General features: G+C 59.7%; 9 protein-coding genes and 1 pseudogene. 4 read left to right on the top strand and 6 right to left on the bottom strand.

Translation table 11 applies throughout. The features are described from left to right. Positions 1-202 (top strand): annotated as a pseudogene (locus CGA21_RS30020) (IS110 family transposase); the annotation flags it as partial. A gap of 41 nt (positions 203-243) precedes the next feature. Here the strand turns inward: CGA21_RS30020 and xerD are convergent. The 6 genes from xerD to ffh form a co-directional block, all read right to left on the bottom strand. Continuing rightward, positions 244-1,140, bottom strand: a complete 897-nt coding sequence (gene xerD, locus CGA21_RS22460; protein ID WP_110755138.1) for a site-specific tyrosine recombinase XerD — start codon at positions 1,138-1,140, stop codon at positions 244-246. A 99-nt stretch (positions 1,141-1,239) separates the two neighbouring features. After that, positions 1,240-1,590 (bottom strand): 50S ribosomal protein L19, encoded by a 351-nt coding sequence (gene rplS / locus CGA21_RS22455; RefSeq protein ID WP_003175895.1) that lies wholly within the window; start codon positions 1,588-1,590, stop codon positions 1,240-1,242. A 45-nt stretch (positions 1,591-1,635) separates the two neighbouring features. After that, a complete protein-coding gene (trmD, locus tag CGA21_RS22450; RefSeq protein ID WP_188265071.1) occupies positions 1,636-2,388 on the bottom strand; it encodes a tRNA (guanosine(37)-N1)-methyltransferase TrmD in 753 nt (250 codons plus the stop codon). Positions 2,389-2,390: 2 nt separating this feature from the next. Beyond that, the gene (gene rimM, locus CGA21_RS22445; protein WP_020795643.1) at positions 2,391-2,927 is read right to left on the bottom strand and encodes a ribosome maturation factor RimM; all 537 of its coding nucleotides are present in this window, start codon (positions 2,925-2,927) and stop codon (positions 2,391-2,393) included. A 5-nt stretch (positions 2,928-2,932) separates the two neighbouring features. Continuing rightward, positions 2,933-3,184, bottom strand: coding sequence for a 30S ribosomal protein S16 (gene rpsP, locus CGA21_RS22440; protein ID WP_003198088.1), 252 nt, complete (start codon positions 3,182-3,184; stop codon positions 2,933-2,935). A 249-nt stretch (positions 3,185-3,433) separates the two neighbouring features. Next, positions 3,434-4,810: a signal recognition particle protein gene (ffh, locus tag CGA21_RS22435; RefSeq protein WP_188265070.1), complete on the bottom strand. Its 1,377-nt coding sequence runs from the start codon at positions 4,808-4,810 to the stop codon at positions 3,434-3,436. A 195-nt stretch (positions 4,811-5,005) separates the two neighbouring features. Here ffh and CGA21_RS22430 point away from each other — a divergent pair, with 195 nt between their 5' ends. The 3 genes from CGA21_RS22430 (at position 5,006) to CGA21_RS22420 (ending at position 8,660) form a co-directional block, all read left to right on the top strand. Next, a complete protein-coding gene (locus CGA21_RS22430) occupies positions 5,006-5,818 on the top strand; it encodes an inner membrane protein YpjD (RefSeq protein WP_110755139.1) in 813 nt (270 codons plus the stop codon). 12 nt (positions 5,819-5,830) lie between these two features. Beyond that, positions 5,831-7,084: an HlyC/CorC family transporter gene (locus CGA21_RS22425; protein WP_110755140.1), complete on the top strand. Its 1,254-nt coding sequence runs from the start codon at positions 5,831-5,833 to the stop codon at positions 7,082-7,084. A 262-nt stretch (positions 7,085-7,346) separates the two neighbouring features. Then, on the top strand, positions 7,347-8,660 hold the full coding sequence (locus tag CGA21_RS22420; RefSeq protein ID WP_188265069.1) for an MFS transporter: 1,314 nt from the start codon (positions 7,347-7,349) through the stop codon (positions 8,658-8,660). Positions 8,661-8,696: the final 36 nt, after the last annotated feature.

Below are 8,696 nucleotides of genomic sequence, written 5' to 3'. Positions count from 1 at the left end.
AGGCGATCCAGAAGCCCGCCGCCTTCTGCACAATGCGGCTATGTCGGCGAGTCGAACCGAAGCCTGGAAAGGGTTTTACCAAGAACAAAGAAATCGGGGTTTCAGCACCACTCAAGCCCTGGTGATGCTGGCTCGCAAGCTCGCTCGGATCGTATTCGCTCTGCTAAAGGGACAGAGCGAATACCAACCGAAAACAAGTTGAGGGCTTCACCTCAACCATAGAATCTCCCACAGGGGACAACATTAGCCTCGAGGGTGGTGTTTGGCGTGCAGGTCCTGCAAACGCGCCCGGGCGACGTGGGTATAGATCTGCGTGGTCGACAGGTCGCTGTGGCCGAGCAGCATCTGCACCACCCGCAGGTCCGCACCGTGGTTGAGCAGATGCGTGGCGAACGCATGGCGCAAGGTGTGCGGCGACAGCGACTTGCCGATCCCGGCAACCTTGGCCTGGTGCTTGATCCGGTGCCAGAACGTCTGGCGGGTCATCTGCTCGCCGCGCTGGCTGGGGAACAACACATCGCTGGGCCGCCCGCCGAGCAACTCGCCACGACCATCGCGCAGATAACGTTCGACCCAGACAATCGCCTCCTCGCCCATCGGCACCAGCCGCTCCTTGCTGCCCTTGCCCATCACCCGCAACACGCCCTGGCGCAGGTTGACCTGCTCCAGCGTCAGGCTGATCAGCTCTGTCACCCGCAGGCCACAGGCATAGAGGACTTCGAGCATGGCCCGGTCGCGCTGGCCGATGGCTTCGCTTAAATCCGGCGCCTTGAGCAAGGCTTCGACGTCAGCTTCCGACAGGGATTTGGGCAAGGGCCTGCCCAACTGCGGCATGTCCACGCGCAAGGTCGGATCGATGGCGATCAGCTTTTCCCGCAGCAGATAGCGATAAAAGCCGCGCACACCCGAGAGAAATCGCGCCGTGGATCGGGGTTTGTAGTTCTGTTCCAGACGCCAGGCCAGGTGATCGAGAATCAATTCTCGACCGGCATTGACCAGTTCCAGGCCCTTCTCCTGCAGCCAGCCGTTGAACAGGGCCAGATCGCTGCGATAGGCATCGCGGGTGTTGTCGGACAGGCCTTTTTCCAGCCAGAGAGCGTCGAGGAACTGGTCTATCAGGGGGTGATCGATGGCGGGCATAAAGGCTCAGGTGGGACCGGCAACACGGTCAACGAAGATAAATCGCGGGCAACAAAAAAGCAGCCCGTAGGCTGCTTTTTTCTGCATCGGAAGCTGGACTTAAGCCAGTTTTTCCTTGATGCGAGCTGCTTTACCCGACAGGTCACGCAGGTAGTACAGCTTGGCTTTACGTACGTCACCGCGACGCTTGACAGCCATGCTGTCGATTTGCGGGGAGTAGGTCTGGAAAGTACGCTCTACGCCAACACCGTTGGAGATCTTACGCACGGTGAATGCACTGTTAACGCCGCGGTTACGCTTGGCGATTACAACGCCTTCGAACGCTTGCAGACGCGAACGGTCGCCTTCCTTCACTTTCACCTGAACGACAATGGTGTCGCCCGGGGCAAAGGTAGGGATCTCTTTGGTCATCTGCTCTGCTTCGAGTGCAAGGATGATTTTGTTAGTCATGCTGTGCTCCTAAGGTAAATCGTCGGATCTACCATCGATACGTTGTTAACTATCGTCCCGCTCGCGGATGTATTCCTCGAGCAGCTTCTTCTCTTCTCCAGAAAGCGAGCGGCTTTCCAGAAGATCGACGCGTCGTTCAAAGGTCCGACCAAGGGACTGCTTTAAACGCCAACGCCGGATGTGCGCGTGATTGCCACTTAGCAATACGTCGGGAACACGCTGATCCGCATACACCTCCGGTCGGGTGTAGTGCGGGCAATCCAGCAAACCATCCGTAAAGGAATCTTCCTCGGCGGAGTCCGCATGCCCTAAAGCTCCAGGCAGCAGTCGTGTAACCGCATCGATCAGGACCATCGCCGGCAGCTCGCCGCCAGACAGTACATAGTCGCCAATCGACCACTCTTCATCGACATGAGCATCAATAAAACGCTCGTCAATGCCTTCATAACGACCGGCAATCAGGATCAATGCATCCAGATTCGCCAACTCGCGTACCGCCGACTGAGTCAGTTGACGGCCTTGGGGGGACAGGTAAATCACCTTCGCTCCCTCCCCGGCGGCTGCCTTGGCCTCGACCAGAGCATCTTCCAGGGGCTTGATCTTCATCACCATGCCCGGACCACCGCCAAAAGGGCGATCATCCACAGTGTGATGTCGATCCGTCGTGTAGTCTCGCGGGTTCCAACAGGTGAGCTGCAACAGCCCCTGTTTCACCGCCCGACTGGTGATGCCGTACTCGCTGATGGCGGAGAACATCTCGGGAAACAAACTGATCACTTCTACGCGCAAGTTAGCCACGCTTAGAAATCCGCATCCCAATCCACCTTCATCTCACCCGCGGCCAGGTCGACGGCCAACACGCATTGCTCGGTATAGGGCAACAGGCGTTCGCGATCATCCAGGCTGCCAGCGCAAGGCTTGACCACCATTACATCATTGGCGCCGGTTTCCAGAAGATGATCGATTTTCCCGAACAGTTGCCCGTGGGTATCGATGACCTTCAGACCTTCCAGCTGGTACCAGTAGTACTCGCCGTCGGTCAATTCAGGGAACAGGTTGCGCGGCACGCAGATCTCATAACCGGCCAGAAGACGCGCTTCTTCACGATCATCAAGACCCTTGAGCTTTGCGACCAGGAACTTGTCGTTCCCGCGTCCGCTGACCAGCTCTACCTGCTTTACATTGCCGTCACGCTTGAGCGTCCAGGTTTTGTAATCCAGCAGGTTCTTAATCGGATCAGTAAAGGAATACACCTTCACTTCGCCGCGAACGCCGTGAACCGAGTAAATCTTGCCGATAACGATCAAATCATCAGCAGCAGCTGGCGTCGCGTTCATATTGCTCAGGCCGCAGCCTTAGCAGATTCCTTCAACAACTGAGCAACGCGCTCAGAAGGTTGTGCACCAACGCTCAGCCAGTAGGCTACGCGCTCTTGGTTCACGGACAGACGAACTTCTTGACCACGAGCAACAGGGTTGAAGAAACCAACCTGTTCCTTGTGCGAACCGTCGCGCGGGTTGCGGCTGTCGGTTACGGTCAAGTGGTAAAACGGGCGCTTTTTGGAGCCGCCAAGGGCAAGACGGATTGTTAGCATGTGAACATCGTTCCTGTAGTCGGTGCTGCAAATCTAAAGGCACAGCGGGCATGGGTGCCCGAAAGGCCGCATATTCTAAGGAATATCCGGACTTTTGCAAATGACTTTTTCCGGCTGCCTTTCGGCCGCCATCAAGATTTGCTATAGAGCCGTCGGTAAAAACGGCCGGTCAGCTCCCGCCAAGTGCGGGTTTGCTGTGAATCCCACGTCCGTGTGGGCTGCGCAAGAGCAAGCCCTTGCGCGAATTCTTTACATTTTTGGCATGCCGCCGCCGGGCAACATACCGCCCATGCCGCGCATCATCTTGGCCATTCCGCCTTTGGCGGTGAATTTCTTCATCATCTTCTGCATCTGCTTGTGCTGCTTGATCAAGCGACCGATGTCCTGCACCTGGGTGCCGGAACCCATGGCGATACGACGCTTGCGCGAACCACTGATCAGCTCAGGGTCACGGCGCTCGGCCGGGGTCATGGAGTTGATGATGGCTTCCATTTGCTTGAACTGTTTCTCTGCCGCGCTCTGGGCATTGCCCATTTGCGCCAGGTTCACACCGCCCATGTTCGGCAGTTTGTCCATGAGGCCGCCGAGGCCGCCCATGTTCTTCATCTGTTGCAGCTGGTCACGGAAGTCTTCGAGGTCGAAGCCCTTGCCCTTCTTCAGCTTCTTGGCCAGCTTGTCGGCCTTGTCCTTGTCGAGGGTCGCTTCCGCCTGCTCGATGAGGCTGAGCACGTCGCCCATGCCGAGGATGCGCGAGGCAATACGCTCCGGGTGGAACGGGTCGAGCGCTTCGCTCTTCTCACCCATACCGATGAACTTGATCGGCTTGCCGGTGATGGCACGCACCGACAGGGCGGCACCGCCACGGGCGTCGCCGTCGACCTTGGTCAGGATCACGCCGGTCAGTGGCAGCGCATCGCCGAAGGCCTTGGCCGTGTTGGCGGCGTCCTGGCCGGTCATGGCATCGACCACGAACAATGTTTCGACCGGATTGATCGCGGCGTGCAACGCCTTGATCTCACCCATCATCTCTTCATCGATGTGCAGGCGACCGGCGGTATCGACGATGACCACGTCGATGAATTTGAGTTTTGCTTCCTTGATAGCCGCCTGAGCGATCGCGATCGGCTTCTGGCTCAGGTCGGACGGGAAGAAGGTAACACCGACTTCACCCGCGAGCATTTCCAGCTGCTTGATCGCCGCTGGGCGATAAACGTCCGCGGACACGACCATGACCGACTTTTTCTTGCGCTCTTTAAGGAAGCGCGCAAGTTTGCCGGCGGTGGTGGTTTTACCAGCACCCTGCAAACCGGCCATCAGGATGACCGCTGGCGGCACGGCGCTCAGGTTCAGGTCTTCGTTGGCCGCGCCCATCAGGCTTTCGAGTTCGGCCTGGACGATCTTCACGAAGGCCTGGCCCGGCGTCAGGCTGCGCGACACCTCGGTGCCGACAGCGCGTTCCTTGACCGAATTGACGAAGTCCTTGACCACCGGCAGGGCGACGTCGGCTTCGAGCAACGCCATGCGCACTTCGCGCAGGGTGTCTTTGATGTTGTCTTCGGTCAGCTTCGCCTTGCCGGTGACATGGCGCAGCGTCTGCGAGAGACGGTCGGTTAAGTTTTCAAACATTGCGCGATCCTTTCAGGCCCTGTGTAGACCGGGATAATGGCGGCCCAGACCGGACTAAACGTGTGCTCGGCGAGCCTGCGGCGTGGGCAGGTCGCGGATTATAGCGAAGACTGCGTCTGGCGGACACCTCGCACTTTCGTGTCGCGTGGGTTCTATGCCAAACTCAGCGCCTTTCGGGCTTGCCTAACAGGACTTATGCTCCCCTTGTCACCCAGTTTGCTTGCTACCCTCGCCGCCGCCTGCTTATACGCCGCTGCGACCTTCTATCAAGGCACTCGCCTGGCCACCGGAGCCAAGGCCAACAAGCGCCTGCTGGTTACGCTCGGCGTGCTGGCGGTGCTGGCCCACAGCGCCAGCCTGGTGACCCACCTGCTGACCCCGATTGGCCTGGGCCTGGATTTTTTCAGTGCCGCCAGCCTGATTGCCGCTGCGGTCATCGCCCTGACGCTGCTGGCCTGCTCACGCATTCCGGTGGAAAACCTGCTGGTGCTGCTGTTCCCCCTGGGTGCATTGACCGCGCTGCTGGCACAGTTCGCCCCCACCGGTACTGTGCAAATCATCGACGAGGAGCCAGGCATTCTCGCCCACATCCTGTTGTCGATCCTCGCCTATGGCATGTTCACCATTGCAGTGTTCCAGTCGCTACTGCTGCTGCTCCAGGATCATCAACTCAAGCACAAGCATCCCTCCGGGCTGATCAAGAACTTCCCGCCACTGCAAACCATGGAGAGCCTGCTGTTCGGCTTCCTTTGGGCCGGCTGGACACTGTTGTCGCTGTCGCTGATCTCCGGCTGGCTGTTTGTCGACAACCTGTTCGCCCAGCACCTGGTGCACAAGACCCTGCTGGCCTGCCTGGCCTGGATCGTCTTCAGCGTGCTGCTCTGGGGCCGTAACCACCTTGGCTGGCGAGGTCACAAGGCCATTCGCTGGACCCTGGCCGGTTTCTGCCTGTTGATGCTGGCGTATTTCGGCAGCAAGCTGGTTCGTGAATACATCCTGCACATCTGACGGGCGGCAATAATGGACGACTTGCCCATAGGGCCGATGCTTGCAGTAGTAGCCTTGCTGATATTGTGGTCGGGGCTGTTTACTGCCATAGAAGCCGCGCAGCAGCACCTGCTGGCCCAGCGCAATGCATCGCGCGCCAGCGACAAACCGCTGGCCAGGTTGAGCTTCCCCCTTGTCAGCCTGATCTTCTGCAATACCCTGTGCCGCGCCCTGGTCATGGTCATCTGTACCCTGCTGGCGATTTTTACCTGGGCTGAAAACGGCCCGTGGCTGGCGTGTGCGGGCGCCGGTGCCCTTCTGTTGATCCTGGCCGACTACCTGCCGCGAGCCCTCGCCACCCGTCATCCGGACGCAATCCTGGCCCTGGGCAACAACTTGCTGGCCATCCCCCTGAAGCTTGTATATCCGGCAGCGTGGCTGCTCAATGCCATCAGCCAGTTGCTGTTGCGCCCGTTCGCTCGCAAAGCCAATGTCGTGCAACAGAGCGAAGACGAGCCCGTACCGCCGCGGCACGACCCTCACGGCCATCAAGAGCATGCTGTCAGCCGTCCGCACGCGCTGCCGGGCATCCATGCACTGGATAACATCACGGTCAACGACATCCTGGTGCCGCGCAGCGAGGTCGACGGGATCAACCTCGACGACCCGATCGAAGACATCATCGAGCAACTGCGCCACAACCAGCGCACCCGCCTGCCGGTGTTCCACAGCGACATCAACCAAGTGGAAGCGGTGCTCAATACCCGGCAAATCGGCCATTTGCTACCCGACGGCAGCCTGACCCTGGAAGCCTTGCTGGCGGCCTGTCGCGAACCCTACTTCGTCCCTGAAAGCACCCCGCTGCAATTGCAATTGCTGAACTTCCACAAGCAACAGCGGCGCCTGGGCATGGTGGTCGACGAATATGGCGAAGTCCTGGGTATCGTCACCCTCGAAGACATTCTCGAAGAAATCGTCGGTGAATTCGAAAGCCAGCAAAGCCAGGACAACCCGCACATCCATCCACAGGCCGATGGCCGCCTGGTGATCGACGGTGCCGCCTCGATCCGCGACTTGAACAAGAGCCTCGGCTGGCACCTGCCCAGCGACGGCCCGAAAACCCTGAACGGCCTGGTGACCGAAGCGCTGGAAACCATCCCGGACTGTCCGGTATGCCTGAAAATCGGCCGCTATCGCCTGGAAATTCTCGAAACCGAGGACAACCGTGTCACGCGGGTGCTGATCTGGCACAACAGTTCTGTACCGGCAGTTGCATCAGTCCAATAACCGTTAAAAGATCGCAGTCTGCGATCTTTTTTGCACTTGTTGAATCGTTAGCCACCTTCCTATAATCGAACGGCTTACCCAAGCCTCGCCGTCCCGTGCTTACCCTGCACACCGCAAGTTCCGGCCTGACCATCAGACACGCCCGCTACAAACCGACGCCTGCTCCGACCTGGAACGGCGACCCGCGCCTGCACCCACATCCCTGGGTAATCGACCATAATAATTCGCTCCACTGGGGCACATGACAGTCAGGGATTACCGCATGACGACCAGCACGACCTACAACGACGCCACACCCGCACCGGTGAACTCCGCCAGCCGCGTGGCCACCGCGAGCTTCATCGGCACGGCCATCGAGTTCTACGACTTCTACGTCTATGCCACCGCAGCCGCGCTGGTGATTGGCCCGGTGTTCTTTCCACAGACCTCCGGCACGGCCCAGATGCTCTCGGCCTTCCTCACATTCGGCATCGCCTTCCTGGCACGACCGCTGGGTTCGGCGTTGTTCGGGCACTTTGGCGACCGCATCGGCCGTAAATCGACCCTCGTGGCCTCCCTGTTGTTGATGGGTGTGTGCACCACGCTGATCGGCGTGCTCCCGGGTTACGACAGCATTGGGGCCTGGGCACCGATCCTGCTGTGCGTGCTGCGCTTCGGCCAGGGCCTGGGACTGGGCGGCGAATGGGGCGGTGCCGCCTTGCTCGCCACGGAAAATGCCCCGAAGGGCAAGCGCGCCTGGTTCGGCATGTTCCCTCAATTGGGCCCCTCCATCGGCTTCCTCGCGGCCAACGGCCTGTTCCTGACCTTGGCCATGACGCTGGATGATCAACAGTTCCGCTCCTGGGGCTGGCGGATTCCGTTCCTGCTCAGCGCGGCGTTGGTGATGGTCGGCCTGTACGTGCGACTCAAACTCCACGAAACACCGGTGTTCGCCAACGCCATGGCGCGCCAGGAACGGGTGAAGATCCCGCTGGTGGAACTGTTCAGCCAATACTGGGTACCGGTATTGCTGGGGGCCGGTTCGATGGTGGTGTGTTATGCGCTGTTCTACATCTCGACTGTTTTCTCGCTGAGTTACGGCGTGGCGACGCTCGGCTACAGCCGCGAAACCTTCCTCGGCCTGCTGTGCTTCGCGGTGCTGTTCATGGCCGCGGCCACGCCGCTCTCAGCCTTGGCCAGCGACCGTTACGGGCGCAAACCGGTGCTGATCGTCGGCGGTGTGCTGGCGATCCTCTCGGGCTTTTTGATGGAGCCTCTGCTGACGCAAGGTTCGACCTGGAGCGTGGCGCTGTTCCTGTGCATCGAACTTTTTCTGATGGGCGTGACGTTTGCGCCGATGGGCGCGCTGCTGCCAGAGCTGTTCCCGACCCACGTGCGATACACCGGCGCCTCGGCTGCGTACAACCTGGGCGGGATCGTCGGGGCTTCGGCGGCACCGTTCTTTGCGCAGAAACTGGTGGCGATGGGCGGACTGAGTTACGTCGGCGGGTATGTGTCGGGGGCGGCGGTGCTGAGCCTGATCGCCGTGCTGTGCCTGAAGGAAACGCGCAATAACGACCTGAATCGAGTCTCATAAGAGCGTAGGAACGATCAGAAGCTTCGCGAGCAGGCT

It is taken from the genome of Pseudomonas sp. PSB11 (genome assembly GCF_014596605.1).
Taxonomy (GTDB): Bacteria; Pseudomonadota; Gammaproteobacteria; order Pseudomonadales; family Pseudomonadaceae; genus Aquipseudomonas; species Aquipseudomonas umsongensis.
The sequence above is the reverse complement of the archived record's forward strand: the minus strand, read 5'-3'. Positions and strand labels throughout refer to the sequence as shown.